General features: G+C 73.2%; 17 protein-coding genes. 15 read left to right on the forward strand and 2 right to left on the reverse strand.

Features of this window, described 5'->3' with window-relative positions; translation table 11 throughout:
- Window positions 1-24: 24 nt before the first annotated feature.
- The 13 genes from IOD16_RS10915 to IOD16_RS10975 all read left to right on the forward strand — a co-directional run bounded on the left by IOD16_RS10915 (window position 25) and on the right by IOD16_RS10975 (window position 17,620).
- Window positions 25-7,182: an amino acid adenylation domain-containing protein gene (locus IOD16_RS10915; RefSeq protein WP_236594888.1), complete on the forward strand. Its 7,158-nt coding sequence runs from the start codon at window positions 25-27 to the stop codon at window positions 7,180-7,182.
- Entirely contained in the window at window positions 7,179-8,339 is a 1,161-nt protein-coding gene (locus IOD16_RS10920) for an FAD-dependent monooxygenase (RefSeq protein WP_236594889.1), read from the forward strand. The genes IOD16_RS10915 and IOD16_RS10920 overlap by 4 nt, the downstream gene beginning before the upstream one ends.
- Entirely contained in the window at window positions 8,339-9,652 is a 1,314-nt protein-coding gene (locus IOD16_RS10925; RefSeq protein ID WP_201439935.1) for a phthiocerol/phthiodiolone dimycocerosyl transferase family protein, read from the forward strand. Before IOD16_RS10920 ends, IOD16_RS10925 begins: the two co-directional genes overlap by 1 nt.
- Window positions 9,653-9,659: 7 nt before the next feature.
- Window positions 9,660-10,577: an SDR family oxidoreductase gene (locus IOD16_RS10930; protein WP_201439936.1), complete on the forward strand. Its 918-nt coding sequence runs from the start codon at window positions 9,660-9,662 to the stop codon at window positions 10,575-10,577.
- Window positions 10,564-11,790, forward strand: coding sequence for a cytochrome P450 family protein (locus IOD16_RS10935; protein ID WP_201439937.1), 1,227 nt, complete (start codon window positions 10,564-10,566; stop codon window positions 11,788-11,790). Before IOD16_RS10930 ends, IOD16_RS10935 begins: the two co-directional genes overlap by 14 nt.
- On the forward strand, window positions 11,787-12,209 hold the full coding sequence (locus IOD16_RS10940) for a nuclear transport factor 2 family protein (RefSeq protein ID WP_123742399.1): 423 nt from the start codon (window positions 11,787-11,789) through the stop codon (window positions 12,207-12,209). The genes IOD16_RS10935 and IOD16_RS10940 overlap by 4 nt, the downstream gene beginning before the upstream one ends.
- 3 nt (window positions 12,210-12,212) lie before the next feature.
- Entirely contained in the window at window positions 12,213-13,208 is a 996-nt protein-coding gene (locus IOD16_RS10945; protein WP_123742398.1) for a beta-ketoacyl-ACP synthase III, read from the forward strand.
- Between the two features lie 12 nt (window positions 13,209-13,220).
- Complete coding sequence (locus IOD16_RS10950; protein WP_123742397.1) at window positions 13,221-13,460, forward strand: acyl carrier protein; 240 nt, start codon at window positions 13,221-13,223, stop codon at window positions 13,458-13,460.
- Window positions 13,461-13,463: 3 nt separating this feature from the next.
- Window positions 13,464-14,600, forward strand: a complete 1,137-nt coding sequence (locus IOD16_RS10955) for an acyl-CoA dehydrogenase family protein (RefSeq protein ID WP_201439938.1) — start codon at window positions 13,464-13,466, stop codon at window positions 14,598-14,600.
- A 35-nt stretch (window positions 14,601-14,635) separates the two neighbouring features.
- The gene (locus IOD16_RS10960) at window positions 14,636-15,412 is read left to right on the forward strand and encodes a class I SAM-dependent methyltransferase (RefSeq protein WP_201439939.1); all 777 of its coding nucleotides are present in this window, start codon (window positions 14,636-14,638) and stop codon (window positions 15,410-15,412) included.
- Window positions 15,413-15,565: 153 nt separating this feature from the next.
- Window positions 15,566-16,105, forward strand: a complete 540-nt coding sequence (locus tag IOD16_RS10965; RefSeq protein WP_123747848.1) for a ClpP family protease — start codon at window positions 15,566-15,568, stop codon at window positions 16,103-16,105.
- A 60-nt stretch (window positions 16,106-16,165) separates the two neighbouring features.
- A complete protein-coding gene (locus tag IOD16_RS10970; protein WP_201439940.1) occupies window positions 16,166-17,332 on the forward strand; it encodes an MFS transporter in 1,167 nt (388 codons plus the stop codon).
- A 138-nt stretch (window positions 17,333-17,470) separates the two neighbouring features.
- Entirely contained in the window at window positions 17,471-17,620 is a 150-nt protein-coding gene (locus tag IOD16_RS10975; protein WP_170185001.1) for a hypothetical protein, read from the forward strand.
- Between the two features lie 236 nt (window positions 17,621-17,856).
- On the opposite strand, the gene IOD16_RS10980 is transcribed toward IOD16_RS10975, so the two are convergent.
- Window positions 17,857-19,584 (reverse strand): ABC transporter ATP-binding protein, encoded by a 1,728-nt coding sequence (locus IOD16_RS10980; RefSeq protein WP_201441308.1) that lies wholly within the window; start codon window positions 19,582-19,584, stop codon window positions 17,857-17,859.
- Window positions 19,581-21,218, reverse strand: coding sequence for an ABC transporter ATP-binding protein (locus IOD16_RS10985; protein WP_236594891.1), 1,638 nt, complete (start codon window positions 21,216-21,218; stop codon window positions 19,581-19,583). The genes IOD16_RS10980 and IOD16_RS10985 overlap by 4 nt, the downstream gene beginning before the upstream one ends.
- Window positions 21,219-21,395: 177 nt before the next feature.
- Between IOD16_RS10985 and IOD16_RS10990 the strand changes: the two genes are divergently transcribed.
- Window positions 21,396-22,724 carry a lysine N(6)-hydroxylase/L-ornithine N(5)-oxygenase family protein gene (locus tag IOD16_RS10990; RefSeq protein WP_123742392.1) on the forward strand — a complete coding sequence of 443 codons (1,329 nt, stop codon included), beginning with the start codon at window positions 21,396-21,398 and terminating at the stop codon, window positions 22,722-22,724.
- Between the two features lie 81 nt (window positions 22,725-22,805).
- Window positions 22,806-23,816 carry an iron-siderophore ABC transporter substrate-binding protein gene (locus tag IOD16_RS10995; RefSeq protein WP_201439942.1) on the forward strand — a complete coding sequence of 337 codons (1,011 nt, stop codon included), beginning with the start codon at window positions 22,806-22,808 and terminating at the stop codon, window positions 23,814-23,816.
- The last annotated feature ends 70 nt before the right edge of the window (window positions 23,817-23,886 follow it).

The raw sequence follows: 23,886 nt of genomic DNA on the forward strand, positions 1-23,886 counted from the left end.
CCGAAACCCGCTCTTTTGTCCTCGATGACAATTGTGCCAAGTGACAAACGTCGTCTCTGGAATCGCGCGAGGGGCCTTGATACGGTTGCCCCGCTAGCCGGCGCGAATCACGGATCATGTTCGGTGCAGCACACTGGGGGATCGGTGGGTAGTACTGCTCGTATTCGACTGTCGCCTTACCAACGAGACATCTGGGTGGCGGGGGCACAATTTCCGGAGCTGGACCAGTACACCGTCTTCATTTATGACCGGTACCGCGGTGACGTGGACGAGGACCGGCTGGTCCAGGCCATGACCGAGGCCGCGCGGCGGACGGACGCATTTCGGCTTCGCTTTTCCGAAGAGGACGGCGAACCGTACCAGTGGCTCGCCGGCGACGCAGAATTCACGGTTCGCCGGGTGCGGTTGAATCGGGAGTCCGAAGTCGGGCGATGGCTCGGTGGTGAATTTTCAACTACTTATGACCTGACCGGTGACCGGCTGGTCGATCTCGTCCTGCTGAACGCGGGCGGGAGCGTGTACGCATATGTCCGGACGCACCACATCATCTGCGACGCGTGGGGCCTGCAACTGTTCTTGGCGCGGGTCCGCGCGGAGTACCTGGGCGCCGCGACCGAGACGCCGTCGTTCACCGAGCTGACCGCCGCGGACACCTACGAGGGTTCCGCGCGGCACGAGGAGGACCGGGCGTTCTTCGAGCAGGCCACGGCGGGCGTCGAGCCCGTGCTGTTCACGCGGCGCAGCCCGCGCGGACGCAGGCGCACCCGGCGGTACTCGTTCCCGCTGGAGCGGGCGCTGGTCGACGCCGTCCGCGACCGGGGCGAGTCGCCGTTCGTGGTGTTCTCCACCGCCGTCGCGCTGTACCTGGCGAAGGTGCACCAGGTCGACGAGGTGGTGCTCGGCGTGCCGGTGCTCAACCGCTCGGGCGCCCTGGCCAAGCAGACCGTCGGCCAGTTCGCGAACACGCTGCCGCTGCGCGTGGACACCCGCGCCGAGCTGACCGGGACCGAGGTGCTGTCCCGCGTGCGGCAGGACACCCGGGCCCTGTTGAAGCACCAACGGCTGCCGCTGGGCGACCTGGCAGCCGGCGGGCCGCTGTTCGACACCACCGTGGCCTACCTGGGCAAGCCGCCGGCCACGCCGATGCCGGGCGTCTCCTACGAGACGGTGGCGCGGACGCACGCCCACGACCAGGACGCGCTGGCGATCTGGGTCTCGGAGTTCGACCGCGCCGAGGACCCCCGGGTCGACCTGGAGTGCGCGACCGACGTGTTCGACGCGGACTTCCCGATCGAGGCCGCCGCACGGCACATCCAGGCACTCTTCCGGGCGCTGGCCACGTCGAGCGGGCAGCCGGTCGGCGAGCTGGACCCGTTGTCGGAGCAGGAGCGGCACGACCTCGTCCACGCGCACAACGCCACCGACGCGCCGTTCCCGGACGACACGACCCTGCCCGAGCTGTTCGCCCGCCAGGTGGAGCTGACACCGGACCGCGTGGCGCTGGTCGGGCCGGACGGCGCCACGGTGACCTACGCCGGGCTGGCCGCGCGGGTGAACGCGGTCGCCGCCGCGCTGCGGGCCCGGGGCGTGACCCGGGACGACCCGGTGGCCGTGCTGGTCGAACGTGGACCGCACCTGCTGCCCGCCGTGCTGGGCGCTCAGCTCGCGGGCGGCGCGTACGTGCCGGTCGACCCCGCCTACCCCGCCGAGCGGGTCCGCCTGCTGCTGGAGGACAGCGGCGCGAAGGTCGCCCTCCTCGGCGACGTCGAGGTGGACCCCGCCGCGCTGGGCTCGGTCGGCGCTGCGCTGCGGGTGGCCGACCTGCCGCGGGCCGAACCGGTCGCGCCGCTCGCGTCCCCGACGGACCTGGCCTACGTCATCTACACGTCCGGCTCCACCGGCCGCCCCAAGGGCGTGATGGTCGAGCACCGCTCGGTGGTGAACCGGCTGTGGTGGATGCAGCGCCGGTACCCGATCGGCGAGCACGACGTGCTGCTGCAGAAGACGCCGGTGTCGTTCGACGTGTCCGTGTGGGAGCTGTTCTGGTGGGGCTTCACCGGCGCCCGCCTGTCGCTGCTGCCGCCCGGCGCCGAGAAGGACCCGCGGGAGGTGCTGCGCGCGGTCGAGCGCGACGGCGTCACCGTGGTCCACTTCGTGCCGTCGATGTTCGCGCCGCTGCTGGAGCTGCTGGAGGAGGACCCGGACGCCCGGCGCGCCGCGTCCTCGTTGCGGCTGGTGTTCTGCAGCGGCGAAGCGCTGCCGCCGGCGCAGGTCGCCCGGTTCAACCGGGTGTTCGGCGACGGCGCGCGGCTGGTCAACCTCTACGGGCCGACCGAGGCCACGGTCGACGTCTCGGCGTACGACTGCCCGCCCGGCACGCCGGCCCGCGTCCCGATCGGCTCGCCCATCGACAACATCCGGCTGCACGTGCTGGACCGCGCGGGCCGGCCGCAGCCGGCGGGCGCGCCCGGCGAGCTGCATATCGGCGGCGTCGGCGTGGCGCGCGGCTACCTGAACCAGCCCGCGCTCACCGCCGAGCGCTTCGTGCACGACCACCTCGCCGGCGAGGGCCGGCTCTACCGCACCGGCGACCGGGCGCGGCGGCTGGCCGACGGCACGCTGGAGTACCTGGGCCGGGTGGACGACCAGGTCAAGATCCGGGGCAACCGGGTCGAGCCGGGCGAGGTGCGCGACCACGTGGCCGCGCTGCCCGGCGTGCGCGACGCCGCGGTGGTCGTCCGGCACTCCGACGCCCTCGGCGCGCACCTGGTCGCCTACTGCGTGGCGGACGACGAGCTGGACCCCGCCGCGCTGCGGACCGGCATGGCGCGGGCGGTGCCCGAGCACCTGATCCCCGCCTTCTTCGTGCGGATCGACGCGATCCCGCTGTCGCCCAACGGGAAGCTGGACCGCAAGCGGCTGCCGGAGGTCGTCGGCGCGCCGCGTGGCGGCAAGCCGCGCACCGCGGTCGAGGCGGAGCTGGCCGAGGTGTGGGCCGACGTGCTCGGCGTGCCCGAGGTCGGCATCCACGACAACTACTTCGCGCTGGGCGGCGACTCGATCGTCATGCTGCGCCTGCGGGCCCGCGCCGGACGCCGCGGCCTGCGGTTCGAACCGGCCGACCTGCTGCGCCACCCGACCGTCGCCGGCCTGGCCGGCCGGCTGTCGGCCACCGTGGCGCCCGAGTCGCGGCTGGCGCCGTTCGAGCTGGTGTCCGAAGTGGACCGGCCGAGGCTGGCCGGGCTCGCCGACGCGTTCCCGGTCAACCGGCTCAGCCTGGGGCTGCTGTTCCACTCCGGCAGGCACCCGGACTCCTCGGTGTACCACGACGTGTTCCGCTACCGGTTCGACGTGGCGTGGGACGAGCGGGCGCTGCGCCGCGCGTTCGACGCCGTCCTCGCCCGGCACCCCGCGCTGCGGTCGTCGTTCGACCTGGCGGGCTCCTCCGAGCCGCTGCAACGGGTGCACGAGCACGTGACCGGCGGGCTGGAGGTCGTCGACCTGCGCGGGCGCGCCGACGCGGAGGCGGTGATCGGCAAGCACGTCGAGCAGCGCCGGTTCCACCGCTACGAACCGGACCGGGCGCCGCTGCACCTGTTCACCGCGTTCGTCCGGGACGACGCGCTGGACCTCGTCCTCAGCTTCCACCACGCGATCCTCGACGGCTGGAGCGTGGCCAACGTCATCGTCGAGCTGATGACGCTCTACCGGGGCGACCCCGCGCCGCCCGCCGCGCCGTCACCGGCCTGGCAGGCGAAGGAGGAGCGCCGCGCGCTGGCGTCGGCGGAGACGGCCCGCTACTGGGCGGACCTGCTCGACGGCGCGGCGATGACCTCGCTGGACGGGTTCCGCGCGCACGAGCCCGTCGAGGAGCCGCGGTTCGCGTCGCACCGCGTCGACCTGCCCGCGGACCTGCTCGCCCAGCTCCGGGCGCGAGCCGCCGAGCACTCGTTGCCGGTGAAGTCGCTGGTCCTGGCCGCGCACTGCCTGACCCTGCACCTGTTCTCCCGCGCCGGCACGGTGGTCACGGGCGTGGTCGCGCACGGCAGGCCCGACCTGCCCGAGGCCGACCGGATGGTGGGCCTGTTCCTCAACACCGTCCCGGTCCGCACCGACATCGCCGGCCGCACGCGGCTGGACGTGGCCCGCGAGCTGTTCCGCCAGGAGCGGGACGGGCACGAGCACGAGCACCGGCGCTACCCGCTCAGCGCGATCCAGCAGGCGCACGGCGGCGTGCTCCAGACCGCGTTCAACTACGTCGACCTGCACGTGCTGGAACCGCTGCGGGAGCTGACCGGCCTGCGGGTGTGGGAGGAGACGAACTTCCCGCTGTTCGTCAACGTCATCGCCGACCCGGTCGGCGACGGCACGTTCCTGCGGGTCGACACCGACGGCCGCGCGATCACCCGCGACCAGGCGGCCCTGATCGCCGACACCTACGTCGGCGTGCTGCGCGAGCTGGTGGCCGACCCGCACGGCGCGGTCGACTTCTCGTTCCTCGCCCCGCGCCAGGACGTCGTGCCGCACCCCGAGCCCCTGGTCGACGTGGTGACCCGGTTCGCGCGGCAGGCCGAGGCCACGCCGGACGCGCTCGCGGTCACGTTCGGGGACGACACCGCGTGGACCTACCGGGAGCTGGAGCGGGTGTCCCGGTCGGTCGCGACCCGGCTGCTCGGCGGCGGCGCGGAACCCGGCGCGACCATCGGGGTGGCCCTCGACCGGTCGCCGGAGATGATCGCGGTGATCTGGGGCGTGCTGCGGGCCGGCCTGGTCTGCGTGCCGCTGGACGTCAGCTACCCGGCGCACCGGCTCGCGCTCATCCTGGACACGGCCCGGCCGCACCGGGTCGTCGCGCACCCCGCGCACGCGCACGTGGCGCAGGACGACGGGATCGTCATCCCGGTCGCCGAGGTCGTCGCCGACACCGCGGAGCACGTCGAGCTGCCCACCCCGGACCTGGACGACCTGGCGCTGCTGCTGTTCACCTCCGGGTCGACCGGCCGGCCCAAGGGCGTCGAGCTGACCCACCGGATGTGGGCCGGGTACACCCAGTGGCAGCTGCGGGTGCCCAGCGGCGAACCGGGCCTGCGCACGCTGCAGTTCGCGCCGCTGAGCTTCGACATGTCGTTCCAGGAGATCTTCTCGACCCACTGCGGCGGCGGCGAGCTGCGGCTGGTGACCGACGAGACGCGGCTCGACCCGATCGCGCTGCTGCGGGTGCTGGACCGGCACGGGGTGCAGCGCGTGCTGCTGCCCGCGGTGGCGTTCCAGCGGCTCGCGGAGGCGTCCAACGCGGTGGGCGTGCGACCGGGGGCGTTGCGCGTGGTCGTGTCCTCCGGCGAGCAGATGCGGATCACCGAGGAGGTCCGCGCGTTCGCCGCCGCGGTGCCCGGCCTGATGCTGGAGAACCAGTACGGGCCGACCGAGACCCACCAGGTCACCTACCACACGCTCACCGGCGACCCGGCCCGCTTCCCCGACCTGCCGCCCATCGGCCGGCCCCTGGACGGCGTCGAGGCGCAGGTGCTCGACGCCGACCTGAAGCCGGTGCCGGTCGGCGTGACCGGCGAGCTGTTCCTGGGCGGCGACTGCCTGGCCCGCGGCTACCACCGCGCGCCGGACCTCACCCGGGAGCGGTTCCTGCCGCACCCGTGGCGCGCGGGCGCCCGGCTCTACCGCACCGGCGACCTCGCCCGGCTGCTGCCCGACGGCAGCGTGATCTGGCTGGGCCGGGCCGACACCCAGGTGAAGGTCCGCGGCTTCCGCATCGAGACCGCCGAGGTGGAGCTGGCGGTCATGCGCCAGGCCGAGCGGCACACCGGGCTGCGCGGCGCGGCGGTGGTGGCCCGCAGGCGGCCCGACGGCGACGCGTTCCTGGCCGCGTTCCTCATCGGCGACGCCGACGGCGTGGACCTGGCGGACCTGGCCGGCTCGTTGCGGGCCGAGCTGCCGGAGTACATGGTGCCGTCGTACTTCGGGTGGCTGGACGCCTTCCCGCTGACACCCAGCGGCAAGCGCGACGACTCGGCCCTGCGCGAGATCCCGCTGACCCGCGACGACTCCGCCGAGCGGGTGGCGCCGCGCGACGAGTACGAGCGCAACCTCGCCGAGGTCTTCACCGAGCTGCTCGACCTGTCCGAGGTCGGCGTGGACGACGACTTCTTCGCCAACGGCGGCACGTCGCTGACCGCGATGCGGCTCGTCGTCACGATCGAGAAGCGCTACGGCGTCGGCGTCCCGCTGGCCGCGCTGATCGAGACGCCGACCGTGGCGGGGCTGGCCGAGCGGCTGCGGGTGAAGTCGGCGGTGGCGGAGTTCGACCCGCTGGTGCCGATCCGCCGCGACGGCGACCGGCCGCCGCTGTTCCTCGTGCACCCGCTGGGCGGGCACGTGCTGTGCTACCTGCCCATCGCCCGCCACCTGCCGCCGGACCAGCCCGTCTACGCGTTGCAGGCGGCGGGCAGCGACCAGGGCAGCACGCCCGCCCGGTCCATCCAGGAGATGGCCGCCGCCTACCTCGCCGCGATCCGGCGCGTGCGCCCGGAAGGGCCGTACGTGCTCGGCGGCTGGTCGTTCGGCGGGTTCGTCGCCTACGAGATCGCGCGCGTGCTGCGGGAGGAAGACCCGGACGCGGTGTCGGAGCTGGTGCTGCTCGACTCGATCACCATGCGCCGCGACCACGACGTGACGGTCGGCGACGACGCGCTGATGGAGTTCTTCTACTGGGAGCTCGTGTGGTTCGAGCGCAGCCTGGACGCGGTCGAGCAGCTGCCCGCGGACTTCACCGAGGACGAGAAGCTCGACCGCGTCCTCGACCGCGCGATGAGCACCGGGGTGCTGCCCTGGGGCACGTCGCGGGCCACCGTGAAGCGGCTGTACGAGCTGTTCCGGGCCAACTGGCGGGCGTTGATCGACTACCGGCCGCCGGTGACCGACCTGGACGTGACGCTGCTGCGCGCGGACGGCCCGCTGCCCGACTCGCTCAAGCCGATGCACCGGGCCGCGGGCACCCTGCACGCCGAGCCGGACAACGGCTGGCGGCACTGGACCACCGGCCGGCTCGACGTCGTCGACGTCTCCGGCGACCACCTGGTGCTGATGGAGGAGCCGCACGTCGCGGGCGTCGCCGACGCCATCACCACGCTGCTGAGCCCGAACCGGGCCGAGGGGACCGCACCGTGAGCAAGCACAAGAAGATCGTCATCGTCGGCGCGGGCATGGGCGGTCTCACGGCCGCCGCCGCGCTCGGCCGGGCCGGCTTCGAGGTCGAGGTGTACGAGCGGGCGCGGGAGCTGCGCCCGGTCGGCTCGGCGCTGTCGCTGATGAGCAACGCGCTCACCGCGCTGGCCGCGGTCGGCGTCACGCCCGAGTTCACCGGCCGGTCGCTGGTGTTCGAGTCGCTGCGCTTCCTGACCAAGCGGGGCCGTCCCATCCGGGCGATCCGGTTCGGCGACCTGGCCCGCCGGATCGGGCAGCCGAACCTGGCCATCCACCGGGCGAGCCTCCAGCAGGCGCTGCTGGAGCAGGCCTCGGACGCCAAGATCGAGCTGGGCGCCGCCGCCACCGGCTACACCCGCGACGGCGACGGCGTGGTGGTCGCCTTCGAGGACGGCCGGGAGGTGCGCGCCGACGTGCTGATCGGCGCGGACGGCTTCAACTCCGCCATCCGCCGCAAGATCGCCGGCCCCGAGCGCCCGCTGGACTACGACTACGTCGTGTGGCGTGCCACGCCCGCGTTCCGCCACCCCAAGGTCACGCACGCCTACGCCGCCCACTACTGGGGCCGCGGCCAGCGGTTCGGCCTGGTCGACATCGGCGGCGGCGACGTCTACTGGTGGGGCACCAAGAACATGCCCGCCGAGCAGGCGGCGGACTGGCGGGGCGGCAAGGCGGGCGTGCAGCAGCTCTACGCCGGGTGGGCCGACGAGGTGCAGCAGGTCATCGCCGCCACCCCGGAGGAGGGCATCACCAGCCTGCCCGCGCAGGACCGGCCGTTCCTGGAGCGGTGGGGCGACGGGCCGGTGACCCTGCTCGGCGACGCGGCCCACCCGATGCTGACCAGCCTCGGCCAGGGCGCCGCCATCGCCATCGAGGACGGCGCGGTGCTCGCGCACTGCCTCAAGACCATCGACGACCCGCAGACCGCGTTGCGCGCCTACGAGGACCGGCGACGCGACCGCGCGCGGGGCATGGTGCTGGCCTCCCGCGGGCTCAGCCGCACCGAGCAGCTCCAGAACCCGTTGCAGACCTTCGCCCGCGGCCTGTACTTCCGGTTCGTCCCCGAGCGGACGCTCGACCGGCAGAACGAGCAGGCCCTGATCTTCCCCGGAGTGCAGTGATGGCCACGCCGATCCGCCCGCTGTCGCCGGTGGAGCGCTGGTACTGGATGTGCGACCAGCTCTCCACGCTCAACGTCGTCTCCCGCACCAGGGTGCGCGGCGAACTGCCCGCCGACGTCCTGCGCCGCGGCCTGGACGCCGTGCAGGCCAGGCACCCGTTCCTGCGGCTGGCGATCACCGACGACGACGGCCTCGACCCGCACTGGGTCCCGACCGACCGCTCCATCCCGCTGCGCCGGGTGCGGCGCGAGCACGACGACCAGTGGGTGCGCGAGATCAACGAGCGCGAGCTGCCCGACCGCGTCGACCCGGCGGTCGGCCCGCTCGCCCGCGCCGTGGTGATCAGCGGCGACGACGACGTGCACGACCTGCTGGTCGTCGTGCCGCACATCATCGCCGACGGCACCACGGTGATCACGCTGGCGCAGCAGTGGCTGGAACTGGCCGCCGCCGACCGGCCGGTGGAGTCGTCGCGCGAGCTGCCGCCGCCCGACGAGCTGCGCCCCGCCCGCCACACCGGCGAGGAGGGCGCGGCGCGGCTGGCCGAGCAGACCGCCCGGGACGAGGAGCTGATGGCCCGCACCCGGCCCGGCCGGGTCGAGCCGACCAGCCGCGTGCCGCTGGAGGGCCGGCGGTCCCGGCTGGTGCACCGGGAGCTGACCGGCGAGCAGCTCGACGCCGTGGCCCGCGCGGCCCGGGAGCACGGCACCACCGTCCACGGCGCCGTCACCGCTGCCCTGGTGCGCGCCGCCGCCGCCGACGCGGGGGACGCGCACGACCACTTCGCGGTCGGCTCGCCGATCGACTTCCGGGGCGAGCTGGAACCGCCGGTGCGCCCGGACGAGGTCGGCACCTACGTGGCCACCGTGCCGTCCGTGGTCGACCCGGCGCTGCCGTTCTGGGACCTCGCCCGCGCGATCACCGAGGACCTCGCCGCGCGCAAGGCGAAGGGCGACCACTTCAACCTGGTCACGATGGTGGTGGGCGCGTGCCCGCCGTCGGTGGCGCAGGCGCGGCCGTTCCTGGAGTTCATGGAGGCCGAGGGCCCGATCAACCTGTGCTCGTCCAACATCGGCCGGTACGCCTTCCCCGACCGGATCGGCCCGTGGCGGGTGTCCGACGCCCAGTTCCTCACCGGCATCTCGGTCAACGGCTACTTCGTGGCCACCGTCAACTCCAGCCACGGCCGGCTGTTCTGGAACTTCACCCACATCGCGGACGCCGTGCCGGACGAGCGCGCGCGCCGGCTGGCGGACGACTCGCTGAGCACCTTGCTGTCGGAGATCACCCAGAGTTCGCCCGCGGGCGCGTGAGGAGTAGATGGTGTTCACCGCCAAGGCACTGCCGCCGACCGGCAGGACCGTGCTGATCACCGGCGCGTCGACCGGCCTCGGCCGGGAAGCCGCGCTGCACCTGGCCGAGCGGGGCTTCCGGGTCCTGGCCGCGGTGCGCAAGACCGAGGACGGCGACCGGCTCGTGGCCGACTGCCCGTCCGGCCGGGCCGAGCACGTCGTGCTCGACGTGACCGACCAGGCGTCCATCACCGCCGCGGCCGACGAGGTGGCCGAGAAGGTCGGCGACCGCGGCCTGTGGGGCCTGGTGAACAACGCGGGCATCTGCATCTCCGCGCCGCTGGAGGTCGTGTCGACCGACCTGCTGCGCCGGCAGCTCGAGGTCAACGTGGTCGGCCAGCTCGCGGTGACGCAGGCGTTCCTGCCGCTGCTGCGCGCCGCCCGCGGCCGGCTGGTCAACGTGACCTCCGGGCTCGGCACCGTCGCGATCCCGTACCTGGGGCCGTACTCGGCGGCGCAGTTCGCCAAGGAGGGCATGAGCGACGCGCTGCGCCGCGAGCTGGCCCCGCTGGGCGTGGCGGTGTCCGTGGTCTGCCCCGGCTCCATCTGGACCCCGATCTGGGCCAAGATCGCCCAGGACGGCCACGACGCGCTGGCCGGCGCGCCCGCCGCGGTCGCCGACCTCTACCGGGCGACGTTCCTGCGGTTCCTGCGGTTCAACGAGCAGACCGCGAAGGACAGCAAGACCCGGCCCGCCGAGGTGGCCGTCGCCATCCGGGCCGCGCTCACCTCGGTGAAGCCGAAGACCCGTTATCGGGTCGGCGCCGACGTCCGGCGCGGCACGGTGCTGGCGCGGGTGCTGCCCGACCGCGCCGTCGACTCGATGTTCAGCAAGATCGTCACCCCGCTCCCGACCGACCAGGAGGCGCACCGTGTCGGGTCCTGAACTCCGGCTCGGCGAAGAGCTGATCTCGCCGCTGCACCCGCTCTACGACGGCCTCCAGGTCGACGGCGCGCCCCGGCCCGCCCACCTCGCGCCCGACCACCCGGTGTGGGTCGTCACCCGGTACGCCGACGCCAAGAAGGTGCTCTCGCACCCCGGCGTGCGGCGGGACGCGAAGCAGGCGGCCGAGCTGTACGCCGAGCGCACGGGGGAGCAGCGGGCGGCCATCGGCGCCTCCCTCACCGCCCACATGCTCAACGCCGACCCGCCCGACCACACCCGGCTGCGCGCCCTGGTCGGCCGCGCGTTCACCAGCCGCCGGGTCGAGCTGCTGCGCCCGCACATCGAGCGGCTGACCGACGAGCTGCTGGACGCGATGGCCGCGCGCGAGCAGGCCGACCTGATGGGCGACTTCGCCGTCCCGCTGACCATCGGCGTGATCTGCGAGCTGCTCGGCGTGCCGCCGGCCGAACGCGACCACGTGCGCTCGGCGTGGGAGCGGCAGGCCGAGCTGCTGTCGCCGGAGGCCGCCGAGGCGTTGGCCGAGGAGCAGGCGGACTACCTGCGCGGCCTGCTGGAGGCCAAGCGCCGCGACCCGGCCGACGACGTGTTCAGCGCGCTCGTGCAGGCGGCGGACGAGGACGGCGGGTTGTCGCCGACCGAGCTCGTGGCCATGTCGCACCTGCTGCTCATGGCCGGGTTCGAGACGACCATGAACATGATCGGCAACGCGGTCGTCACGCTCCTCGTGCACCCCGGGCAGGCCGCGGCGCTGCGCGCGAACCCCGACCTGCTGCCCAACGCGCTGGAGGAGCTGGTCCGCTACGACAGCGCGGTCCGCGCGTCGATGCTCCGGTTCACCGTCGAGGACGTCGACCTCGGCGACGTCACCATCCCGGCGGGGGAGTACGTGCTGGTCTCGAACCTCACCGCCAACCACGACCCCGAGCGGTTCGACGACCCGGACCGGCTCGACCTCACCCGCAAGGCCGACGGGCACCTCGGCTACGGCCACGGCGTGCACTACTGCGTCGGCGCGCCGCTGGCCCGGCTCGAAGCCAGGGTCGCGATCGGCAGGCTCCTCGACCGCTTCCCGGACCTGCGCCTGGCCGTGCCGCACGGCGAGCTGGTCTGGCTGCCGATCACGTTCCTGCGCGCGCTGATCAGCGTGCCCGTCACCCCCCAGCCCGTGCTCACCGGAAGGACGTCCGCATGAACGCCCAGGAGATCCTGACCCGCAGCCTGGAGTTGCTGGAGAACGGCGACGCCCGCGGCTGGTGCGACCTGTTCCACCCCGAAGGCGTGCTGGAGTTCCCCTACGCCCCGCCCGGCTGGCCCAACCGCTTCGAGGGCCGCGAGGCCATCTGGCAGCACATGCAGAAGTTCCCCGAGCACCTGACGGTGAAGTTCACCGAGGTGACCTTCTACCCGACCGCCGACGAGGACCTGGCCATCGGCGAGTTCCACGGCGACGGCACGGCCACCCAGTCCGGCGGCACGCTCTCCCAGGACTACATCTCCGTCCTGCGCACGGACGGCGAGCACATCACGCTGTACCGGGACTTCTGGAACCCGGTCAAGCACATGGAAGCGCTCGGCGGGGCCGAGGCCGCCGCCGCGATCGTGCAGGGCTGAGCCGTGGCACGGGCCGCGGTGCTCGCCGGGCTCGGCACCCACGTGCCGCCCGACGTGCTGACCAACGACATGCTCGCCGAGGTGCTCGACACCTCCGACACCTGGATCCGCACCCGCACCGGCATCCGGCAGCGGCACATCGCGGACGAGCGGACCACCACCGGCGACCTGGCGGTGGCGGCCGGTGAACGCGCGCTGGCCTCGGCGGGCGTGACGCGGGTCGACCTGGTGGTGGTCGCCACCACCACCCCGGACCGGCAGTGCCCGGCCACCGCGCCCACCGTGGCGTCGCGCCTGGGCATGTCCGGCACGCCCGCGTTCGACGTGTCGGCCGCCTGCACCGGGTTCGTCTACGGCCTGGCCACCAGCGCGTCCATGATCAACGCGGGGCTGTTCGACAGCGCGCTGTTCATCGGCGCGGACACGTTCAGCGAGACCCTGGACCCGGCGGACCGGGCCACCCGGGCGCTCATCGGCGACGGCGCGGGCGCGGTCGTGCTGCGCGCCGGCGAGTCGGACGAGGACGGCGCGCTGCTCGCGTTCGACCTCGGCAGCGACGGCGAGCACGTCGGGCTGCTCGAGGTGCCCGCCGTCGGCCGGGCCGAACGGGCGGCGGGCACGACGCGCGGCTACTTCCACATGGAGGGCAAGCCGGTGTTCACCAAGGCGGTCACCGCGATGACCGACTCGGTGCACCGGGTGCTGGACCAGGTCGGCTGGACGACCGCGGACGTGGACCGGCTGGTGCCGCACCAGGCCAACGCCCGCATCCTGGCCGCCGTCGCCGACCAGCTCGACCTGCCCGCCGAGCGCGTGGTCAGCAACATCGCCGACGTCGGCAACACCGTCGCCGCGTCGATCCCGCTGGCGCTCGGGCACGGGATGCGCCACCAAGGCTTGAGATCGGGGCACAACGTCGTGCTCACGGGGTTCGGCGCGGGACTGACCTGGGGGTCGGTCGCGGTGCGCTGGCCCAAGATCACCGACATCGGCAGCTAGGGGGAACCAGTCATGCGTTCTGCGGTCGAAGACCGGCTCGTCGTGCTGATCAGCGAGATCAGCGAGGTGCCCGCCGAGGACATCACGGCGGACACCCCGCTGGAGGACCTGGGGTTCGACTCGCTGGTCCTGGTGGAGCTCGCGATGAAGCTCCGCAAGGAGTTCGGGGTCGTCGCCTCGGACGAGGAGCTGGACGAGGTGGAGACCGTCGGCGGGCTGCTCCGGTTCGCCACCAGGGCCCGGTCCGCGTAGGTCATGGACCTGCGTCAGGAAGTGCGCGCGTTCGCCCGGACGCACCTGCTCGACGGGCCCGCCGACCTCGCGACCCGCACGGCGGCCTGGCACGCCGCCGGGCTGGCGAACTGGTGGCTGCCCGTCGAGCACGGCGGCCGCGGCCTGTCCCTGCGCGAAGGCGTCGACGTGGTCGACGAGCTGGCCTACGCCGACGCCGGGTTCGCCTTCTCGTCCCTGGTGGGCGTGATCGGCTCGACGCTGGTGTCGCTCTACGGCGACGACCGGCTGCGCGACGGCGTGCTCGGCGACCTCGGCCGGGAGGGCGGCTTCTTCGCCACCGCCGTCACCGAGCGGGACGCGGGCAGCGAGCTCGACCGGTTGCGGACCACGGCCGTGCCCAAGGGCGACACCGTGGTCGTCACCGGCGAGAAGCTGTTCTCCACCAACGCCGACAGCGCCCGCTACCTGCTCGTGGTGGCGCGGCACGAAGCCGGCGCCGACGACCACCCGCACGTGGCCGTCGTCGTGCCGCGCGACGCGGACGGGGTGGTGGTGTCCGAGCCGTGGCGCACCACCGGCCTGACCGGCTCGCCGGTGCACCGGGTCACGCTGGCCGACTGCGCCGTGCCCGCGGGCAACGTGCTCGACGGGCACGGCCTGCGGCTGCTGGAGGTGGGGCTCAACGCCAGCCGCGTGCTCATCGCGGCCACCGCCGTCGGCATGGCCAGGCGCGTCCGCGACCTGTGCCTCGACTTCGCCGCCGGCAGGCGGCTGCGCGACGGCGTGCTCGGCAAGCACCCGCTGTTCGCCGACAAGATGGCCCAGGTCGAGATCGAGATCGAGACGATGCGCAGCCAGTGCCGCACCGCGGCGGACGACTTCGACGCCGTGCGGGCCGACCCCGACGCGGCGCGGCGGTTCGCCCGGCGCGGCGCGCTGAAGTCCGCGCTGGTCGCCAAGGTGTTCTGCGGCCAGGCCGGCTGGCGGGTGGCGGGCACCGGCTCCGAGGTGTTCGGCGGCCTCGGCTACACCGACGAGGTCCCGATCGGCGCGCTGGTGCGCGACCTGCGCCACGTCTCGCTGGTCGAAGGCGGCGAGGACGTGCTCCGCGACGTCGTGTACCGGCGGTTCACCGCGCCACGCGTCAGGCGCGCGTGATCGTTCCGCCCACACCGGAGGAGTCTGCGCTTCAGATGTCGGACCTGTTCGAAGAACACATCGGCCAGCACCAGGCGCTGGCGGTCGAGCACCAGCCGGAGTCCGCCTTCTACGCGCACCCGGCGGGCCCGGCGACCATCATGACCCTGGCCAACTTCCCCGACGACGTCCTGCCGCTGCTGCAGATGGAGAGCCTGGCCACCGTCGAGGCCATGCCCTACCTGGGCTGCGACACGCTGGTCGAGCTCGGCTGCTACGACGGGCGCGCGCTGGAGGTCGCACGGCACCTCGGCGCGCGCTACCTGGGCGTCGACCTCGACGCGCGGGCGGTCGCCACGCTCGCCGCGCGCATCGAGCGAGAGGGACTGGGCGAACGGGCGCGCACGCTGGTGGACGACCTGTTCAACCACCACCGGTGGGACCGGGACCTGGTGGGCGAGCGGCCGCTGTACATGCTGCCGTTCAACCTGCTGGGCAACTTCCGCCACCCGCTGCGGCTGCTGCGGTCCCTGGCGGGCGCGTCCGGCGCGGCGGTCATCTCGGTGTTCGGCGAGAGCCTGGAGGCCACGAAGGTCCGGCACGCCTACTACACGAGGTGCGGCGTGCGCGGCCTGGAGTTCGAGCTGACCGGCGACGGCGGCGTGCTGTTCACCGGCGCCGACGGCTTCTACTCCAGGTCGTTCAGCGAGCCCCGGTTCCGGGCGCTGCTGCGCGAGTGCGGGCTGACCGTCGTGCGCGTGCGGGGCAACTCGCTCGGTTACGCGGCGACCGTGCTGCTCGGCGACGCGCCGTCCGAGACCCGCCGGCGGTAGGTTCGCCACTAGCGAACTGCGGGCCGTCGAGTTGATTGCGTTGCGACGATCAGGCTACGTTCCGTAGTCGAACGGCATTCTTCACAGAAGGAACATGGGGGAACGGTGGACCTCGCGGCAGCGATCCTGGCCCGCTCGAACACGCAAACTCCGATGGCGCACGACCCGCTGTACGAGCAGCTGCTGCGGTCGCGGATCGTGCTGCTCGGCTCCGAGGTGAACGACGAGGTCGCCAACCGGCTGACCATGCAGTTACTGGTGCTCGCGGCCGAGGACGACGAGGCCGACATCCAGATGTACATCAACTCGCCGGGCGGTTCGGTCACGGCGGGCATGGCCATCTACGACACGATGAACCACATCAAGCCCGACGTGTCCACGATCGGCCTCGGCTTCGTGGCCTCGATGGGCCAGTTCCTGCTGTCCTCGGGCGCGCGCGGCAAGCGCTTCGTGCTGCCCAGCACGCGGGTGCTGATGCACCAGCCGTCCGCGGGCATCGGCGGCACGGCGACCGACATCGAGATCCAGGCGACGATCTTCACCCAGATGAAGAAGCGGATGGCCCGGATCACCGCCGAGCAGACCGGTCAGACGGTCGAGACCATCGAGCGGGACGCGGACCGCGACAAGTGGTTCACCGCCGAGGAGGCCTTGGAGTACGGCTTCATCGACCGGATCATCACCAACATCTGACGCGTCGCCGGCCCGCGCCGGCGTCGCCGCACCGCTGAACCTCTTCGGGAGTCCGTACCGATGCCGTTAGCCGTCTACGTCCTCGGCCTGGGCATCTTCGCCCTGACCACCAGCGAGTACATGGTGTCGGGGCTGATGCCGGCGCTGTCCGCCGAGTTCGAGGTGTCGTTCGCGGCCGTCGGCTACCTCGTGACCGTCTACGCGGGCGCGATGGCGGTCGGCGGCCCGCTGCTGACCGTGGCGCTGCTGAAGATGTCGCGCAAGACCGCGCTGCTCGGCCTCGTCGCGGTCTTCGTGGTGGGCCAGGTGCTCGGCGCGGTGGCGCAGGGTTACGGGACGATGGTGGTGGCCCGTCTGGTCACCGCGGTCGCGGCGGCGGCGTTCTTCGGCGTGGCGCTGACCGCGTGCGCCGAACTGGTCGGCGGCGAGAAGTTCGCGCGGGCGTCGTCGCTGGTGCTCGGCGGGCTGATGTTCGGCACCGTCCTCGGCCTGCCGGCGGCGACGCTGATCGGCGAGCGGTTCGGCTGGCGGGTCAGCTTCCTGGTCGTGGCGGGCGTCGCGCTGGCGGTCGGCCTGCTGCTGGTCAAGGCGCTGCCCGCGATGCCGGCCCCGCCGCCGATGCCGATGGCGGGGCAGCTCGCGATCTTCCGCAGCGGCAAGCTGTGGGCGATCTACGCGACGAGCCTGCTGCTGATCGGCGCCACCTTCGCGGGCTTCACCTACTTCGTGCCGATCCTGACCGAGGTCAGCGGGTTCTCCGCGGGCGTCGTCCCGGTGCTGCTCGTGGTCTACGGCGTGGCGACGATCGTGGGCAACAACGTGGTCGGCAGGCTGGCCGACCGGTTCACCATCCAGGTGCTCGTGGTCGGCCTGGTCGTGGCCGTGGCGGCGATGGTGCTCTTCGCGCTGTTCGCCCAGTCGGCCGTGGTCGCGGTCCTCGCGCTGGTGGTGATCGGCCTGACCGGTGTGTCGATGAACCCGGCCCTGGTGACCCGCGGCGCGCGGGTGGGCCAGAACAACATGCTGGTCAACTCCGTGCACACGGCCTGCATCATGCTCGGCGTGATGGTCGGCTCGTGGATCGGCGGCCTCGGCCTGAACTGGGGCACGGGGCTGCGCGGTCCGCTGTGGATCGGCGCGGCCCTCGGCGTGCTCGGCCTGCTGACCCTGGTGCCGGACGCGCTGGCCCTGCGCCGGCGGCCCGCCCCGGTCGCCGACCAGGCCTGATCCCGCTCCTCGACCGCGCCGGTGGTCCGCGGACCGCCGGCGCTTCCCGTCGGCCAGAACACGTTTCGGCTTAGCGACCGGTCGTCTTGGGTACCACCACCGTGATCGTCGGGGGACGAAACCACGTTGGGAGCCGACATGCCCTGGGTCGAAAGACATCGCCGCCGCCTGCCGCACAGCTGGTTCCGCACCACGTCGGTGGACCGGCACTACCGCAGGTCACCCGCCACCATCCCGACCGTGATCGCGGTGGTCCTCGCGATCGTCCTGCTGATCGTGCTGTTCTGACCCGGTGTCCGACGACGACGCAGAACCGTTGCCACAGCGGCACTTCCGCGCGGCGAGTGGTGGGGACGTGCCCGCACGTCCCCACCGCGGGCGGTGTCGGACCGTCCTGGTCCACCCGCCGCGGCCCGTGGGCACGGCTCCGTCGCGGTAGCCGTAGGCGCCCTCGCCGGCGCCGGCGGGCCTGGTCGGTCGGGCGCCGACGGCCGGCCGGCGGAGAACGTGCCGTCCGGCGCGACTCAGGCCCGGGTGCCCGACCAGGCGGCCCACAGCTCCGCGTACCGCCCGCCGGCGGCCAGCAGCTCCTCGTGCGGGCCGTTCTCCACCACCCGTCCGGCTTCCATCACGACCACGCGGTCCGCCGTCACGGCCTGGGTGAGCCGGTGCGCCACCAGCAGGCCGGTCCGCCCGTCCAGTGCCCGCGCCGCCGCTTCCTCCAACTCCCGCGCACCCGCGCTGCCCGCGTCCGCGGTCGCCTCGTCCAGGATCGCCACCGGCGGATCGGCCAGCACGAGCCGGGCCAGCGCGAGCTGCTGCGCCTGCGTCACGGTCAACCGGTGCCCGCCCTCGCCGACCACGGTCTCCAGGCCCGACGGCAGCGCGGAGGCCCAGCCGAGCGCCCCGACCCGCGCCAACGCCGCCGAGAGCTCGTCGTCGGTGGCTTCCGGGCGGGCCAGCCTCAGGTCGTCGGCCAGCGGGCCGGCGAAGACGTGCACCTCCTGCGTGATCAGCGCGACCGACCGGACCGCCGACCCCAGCTCCACCCCGCCGATGGCGATGCACCCGGCGGTCGGCTCGTGCACGCCCGCGATGAGCTTCGCCAGCGTCGTCTTGCCCGCGCCGGAGGCGCCGACCAGCGCGACCCGCTCACCGGCGGCCAGCTCCAGGTCGACGTCCCGCAGCACCGGGTGGCCGTCCACGTAGGAGTAGGACACCCCGGCCAGCTTGATCGTGGTGTCCGCCGGCCGCACCCGGCCCTCCAGCACGGGCATCGGCTCGTCGGTCACGCCCACCAGCCGGGACAGCGACGCGGTGGCCGCCTGCGCGTCGTCGGCCAGCGCCAAGGCGGCGTTGACCGGGTTGAACAGGCTGTGGAAGTACAGGGCCGCCGCGGTCGCCGTGCCCACGGACACCGAACCCGCGCCCACCAACCAGAACCCGGTGACCAGCACGCCGGCCAGCCCGATGAACTCCGCCGCGTTCAGCCTGCCGTAGAACCGGGTCAGCAGCCGGATGCCGCGCAACGCCAGGTCGACCGCCGCCCGCGACCGCGACCGCACCCTCGCCACGTGCGACGAGGCCAACCCGAACGTCCGGACCGTCGCCGCGCCGCCGATGGAGTCCAGCAACTGCTGCTGCTGGACGCCCACGGCCACCCGCTGCGCCGCGTACAGCTCCACCGCCCGGCCGCCGTACCACCGCACGGTGTGCACGTGGATCGGCATCGCCAGCAGCACGGGGATCAGGAACCGCCAGTCCAGCACCGCGATGCCGACCACGGTCAGCGCGATGGTCAACGCCGACCGCGCCATCACCGGCAGCGCGTTGCGCACCGCGTCGGCGATCACCTGCACGTCCCGCGTCACCCGCGAGGTCAGGTCGCCCGAGCCGGCCGCCTCCACCCGCCCCAGCGGCAGGTGCAGCGCCCGTTGCACGAACTTCTCGCGCAGGTCGGCGAGCATCCCCTCGCCCAGCCGCGCCACCAACGACGTGCCGAACGCCGTCGACACGCCCTGGACGGCGGCGACCAGCACCAGCACCACCACGGGCCACGTGATCGCGGAGGAGCCCGCGCCGACCAGGTCCACGATCCGGCCCAGCACCGGCGCGGTGAGCAGGCCGACCGCCGTGCCAGCCAGCAGCACCAGCAGCGCCGCCCACGCCGACGCGCGGCGCGGTCGGACCAGCTCGCCGACCACCGCCCAGGTCCGGGCGCCGGAAGCGGTCGCCAGCAACTCGCGCATCAGCTCAACACCACCAGTCGGTAGTCCTCGTCCGCCACCAGGTCCGCGTGCGCGCCGGACGAGGCGACGACACCGGAAGCCAGGAACACCACGCGGTCCGCCGCGGCCAGCAGCGCCGGGCTCGTCGCCACCACGACCGTCGTCAGCCCCGCCCTCATCCGCTTGATCCCGGCGGCCAGCGACACCTCCGTCACCGCGTCCACGGCGGTCGTCGGGTCGTGCACCACCAGCACCGGGGGCGCGGCGGCCAGGGCGCGGGCCAGCGCCACCCGTTGCCGCTGCCCGCCCGACAGCGACCGGCCGCGCGCCGAGATCACCGTGTCCAGCCCGTCGGGCAGCGCCCGCGCCACGTCGTCGACCCGGGCCGCGTCCATCGCCTCGTCGACCCGGGGTCCGCCCGCGGCGACGTTGTCCCGCACCGAGCCCTCGAACAGGTCCGCGTCGTGCGCCGCGACCAGCACCGCCGCCCGCAGCGCCGAACCCTCCACAGTGGACAGCGGCAGCCCGTCCAGGGTCACCGTGCCGCCCGCCGGGTCCACCTCGCGCGCCAGCACGGCCAGCAGCGACACCGCGTCCGCCGGGTCGCGCGCCACCACGCCGAGCAGCTCGCCGGGCGACACCGTCAACGACGCGCCGCGCAACGACCCCGACACGACGTCGGCCAGCTCCACCCGCCCGGCGACGGTGGGCGGCAGCTGCGCCGAACCGGGCGGCACCTCCGGTGGGGCGGCCAGCACCTCGGCCACCCGCGCGGCCGACGCCCGGCCCTGCGCCAGCAGCCCGTTGACCCACGAGAAGATCGACAGCGGCCACAGCAGGAACTGCGCCAACCCGACCGCGGCCACCAGCTCGCCGACGGTGATGGTCCCGGACGCGGCCAGGTGCCCGCCGACCAGCGCGACGATCGCCAGGAACACGCCGGTCACCGCCAGCATGGAGCCGTCCAGCCAGGCCCGTGACCCGGCCGCGCGGATCGCGGCGGCCATGGACGACCGGCTGGTCGCCCGGTACCGCCGCGCCGCCGTCGCCTCCGCGCCGATGCCCTTCAGCGCCCGCAGCCCGGCGACCAGGTCGGCCGCCACGCCCGACGCCAGCGCGGCCCGGTCCTGCTCGGCGTCGCTGCGCCGTTCGAGTGGTTTGCCGAGCACGTGCGCCAGGCCGAGCAGGACCGGCGCGGCCACCAGCACCAGCAGCCCGAGCACCCACGACACCCGCAGCAACGCCACCGCGCCCACCAGGACGCCGACCACCGCGGAGAACGCGATCGGCAGCGCCAGGTTCACCTGCCCGACGCGCTGCGCGTCGCTGGTCGCGATGTTCGCCAGCTCGCCGGACAGCCTGCCGCGGGCCGCGCCGCCGTCCGCGGACAGCACCCGGGCGGCCAAGGTCGACCGCACCTCGTGCGCGGCCTGGTGCGACGCCTTCTCCCCGCTGCGCAAGGAGAAGCGGAAGCTCAGCGACAGCGCCACGAACACCGCCGCGAGCACGCCGATCCAGAGGACCAGGCGCCCGCTCGCGCCGGTGCGCACCGCCTCGTCGATCACCACGCCGATGAGCAGGGGCACGGCGGCCTCGCCGGCCTGGTGCGCCGCGCCGAGCGCCGAGGCGACGGTCACCGACTTCCACTGCCCGGTCACGGCCCCTTTGAGGACCTCGGTCCTGTGGACGGTTTTCACCCCGGTGCCCGCCTTCCGCTGAAGTGCGAGGTGAGGCTACCCTAATCACGAAAGAGGCCTGGATCACTCCCGCGAAGGATCAACTTAGGTTAGGGTAACCAAAGTTCGATCACCCCGTTTCGCACCGATGGGACAGCCATGCCACAGCCACCAGTCTTCGACGTCCTCGGCGTCGGCTTCGGGCCGTCCAACCTGGCCCTGGCGATCGCAGTCGCCGAGCACAACGCCGACGCGCGCGCCGAAGACGTGGTGACCGCCCACTTCCTGGAACGGCAGCCGCGGTTCGGCTGGCACCGCGGGATGCTGATCGACGACGCCACCATGCAGGTGTCGTTCCTCAAGGACCTGGTGACGCTGCGGAACCCGCACAGCACCTTCACCTTCCTGAGCTACCTGCACAGCAAGGGCCGGCTGGTCGACTTCATCAACCACAAGAACCTGTTCCCGCTGCGCGTCGAGTTCCACGACTACTTCGAGTGGGCCGCCGGCCGCGTCGACGACCTGGTGTCCTACGACCACGACGTGGTGGACGTGCGGCCGGTGACCGAGGACGGCGTGATCACGCACCTCGACGTCGTCTCGCGCACCTCGACCGGCGAGGTGGAGGTGCGCCGCGCCCGCAACCTGGTGCTGGCCACCGGTCTGCGCCCGGCGTTGCCCGAGGGCGTCCGGCCGTCCGCGCGGGTCTGGCACAACCGGGACTTCCTGCACCGCGTCGAGTCGCTGACCGACCCGCGCCGGCTCGTCGTCGTCGGCGCCGGGCAGAGCGGCGCCGAGGTCACCGCGTTCCTGCACGAGCGGTTCCCGACCGCCGAGGTGTGCGCGGTGTTCGCCCGCTACGGCTACAGCCCGGCCGACGACAGCTCGTTCGCGAACCGGATCTTCGACCCCGCCGCCGTGGACGACTACTTCGCCGCGCCCGAGCAGGTCAAGCGCAAGCTGATGGACTACCACGGCAACACCAACTACGCGGTGGTCGACAACGAGCTGATCGCCGAGCTGTACCGGCGGGTGTACCGGGAGAAGGTGCTGGGCGCGCAGCGGCTGCGGCTGCTCAACCTCTCCCGCGTGGCCGAGCTGGACGACCGCGAGGACGGCGTGGCGGTGACCGTCGAGTCGCTGGGCACCGGCGCGCGCGAGGTGCTCGACGCCGACGCGATCGTCTACGCCACCGGCTACCGCGAGGCCGACCCGACCGGGCTGCTGGGCGACCTGGCCGGGCGCTGCGCCCGGGACGCGCACGGCAGGCTCGGCGTCGGCCGCGACTACCGCCTCGACACCGACGACGACCTGCTGGCCGGCCTCTACCTCCAGGGCGGCACCGAGCACACGCACGGCATCTCGTCGTCGTTGCTGTCCAACACGTCCGTGAGGGTGGGGGAGATCCTCCGGTCCGTGCTCGGCCGCCGCGCCCCGGCCGCGCCCGCGCGGCCCGAGTACGCGATCAGCGTCTCACGGGTGAGCTGACACGCTCCGAAGTTCGTCAGGCCAAGCAAACCGAGCTGGTACAGCGGCGCGCCGCCGCGCCTCCGAAAGGGAAACCCTGTGATGTCCACGAAGTTCAAGCTGGTCGCGGCCGTGTCGGTCGCGGCGCTGGCGCTGGCCGCCTGCGGGGGCGGCGGCGACGCCGGCCCCGGCGCGACGAGCCAGGGCGACGCCGCCGCCACCGGCGCGTTCCCGGTCTCCGTCGAGCACAAGTACGGCACCACCGAGATCAAGACCGAGCCGAGGAAGGTCGTCACGCTCGGCCTGTCCGACCAGGAGCCGGTGCTGGCCCTGGGCGTCAAGCCGGTCGGCGTCGTGGACTGGTTCAAGGAGCGGCCCTACGGCAACTGGCCGTGGACCGAGGAACTCTGGGGCGACGCGCAGCCGGAGATCGTCGGCGAGCGCGACGAGTACAACCTGGAGAAGGTCGCCGCCCTCAAGCCCGACCTGATCCTCGCGGTCTACTCCGGCATGAAGCAGGAGCAGTACGACACGCTGTCCAAGATCGCGCCCGTGGTCGCGCAGCCCAAGGCGTTCCCGGACTACGCCGCGCCCTGGCAGGACCAGACCCTGCACATCGGCAAGGCGCTGGGCAAGGAGGAGGAAGCGCGGGCGCTGATCGACGGCGTGGCGAAGCGGTTCGCCGACGCCAAGGCCGCGCACCCCGAGTGGGCCGGCAAGACCATGGTGGTGGCCGACAGCTTCAAACCCGGCCAGTACTCCGCGTTCGCGCCGACCGACCCGAAGGCCATCTTCATGAAGGAGCTGGGCTTCACCCTCGTGGACGAGATCGGCGAACTGGCCGGCCGGCTCAACGTGGCCGAGTTCAGCGAGGAGCGGTTCGACCTGCTCGACGCCGACCGCCTGGTGTGGCTCATGTTCGACCAGAGCGCGTGGGAGCGGGTCAAGTCCGTGCCCGCCTACCAGCGGCTCGAGGTCGTCAGCGAGAAGCGCGACCTGTTCCTCACCTACATGGACCCGCCGATCGGCGCGGCCATGTCGTTCAACACGGTGCTGAGCGTGCCCTACGGCATCGAGCAGGTCGTGCCGCTGCTCGAAGCGATCAAGAACTAGTCGGCGGTCCACCGCGGGTGGGGGTGCCGACGGCAGCCCCACCCGCGGTGTGTGTGCGGGGAAGTCGGGA

The organism is Saccharothrix sp. 6-C, from assembly GCF_016695385.1.
Classification (GTDB): Bacteria; Actinomycetota; Actinomycetes; order Mycobacteriales; family Pseudonocardiaceae; genus Actinosynnema; species Actinosynnema texasense.